1 protein-coding gene is annotated in these 477 nt (G+C 70.0%); it reads right to left on the reverse strand.

What is annotated here, in order from left to right:
* On the reverse strand, nucleotides 1-332 hold a 332-nt coding region (locus MFF64_RS36615), incomplete at its 3' end, for an inorganic diphosphatase (protein WP_238193935.1).
* Nucleotides 333-477 lie beyond the last annotated feature (145 nt).

The following is a 477-nucleotide window of genomic DNA, read 5'->3' on the forward strand; positions in this document are numbered from 1 at the left end:
TTGCGCTCCCAGGTGCCGTCGCGCTCCCGCTGCTCGGCCTCGACGACGCCGACCAAGCGCGCTTCCAGCACGCAGCCAGGGAAAGCCGGCGCGTCGAGGAGGAGCAGGACGTCGAGCGGGTCGCCGTCGGCACCCCTGGTCGAGGGGATCATGCCGAAGTCGTACGGGAAGCTCATGCCCTCGGGCAGGACCATCTTGAACTGGAAGGCGCCGAGCGCGTCCGAGAAGGCGTACTTGTTCGGGCTGCCCTTCGGCGTCTCGACGACGACGTGCACGTGGCCGTCGTCGGAGAAGGTCGGCAAGCGGCTTGGCGGCGGTGCGGTCTGGGGCAAGTGCGGGCACTCCGGTGCGGGGCCGGCAACCGGCGACCGCCGATCCGTGAACTCGGGGGGAGTATAGGGGATCCACCTGGGCCGTGCGGGCGTGGTCAGCCCCCATCGGAGTGGTCCGCCCTGAAGTATGGCTTTGAGCCGACGG

It is taken from the genome of Methylobacterium frigidaeris, assembly GCF_022179185.1.
Classification (GTDB): Bacteria; Pseudomonadota; Alphaproteobacteria; order Rhizobiales; family Beijerinckiaceae; genus Methylobacterium; species Methylobacterium frigidaeris.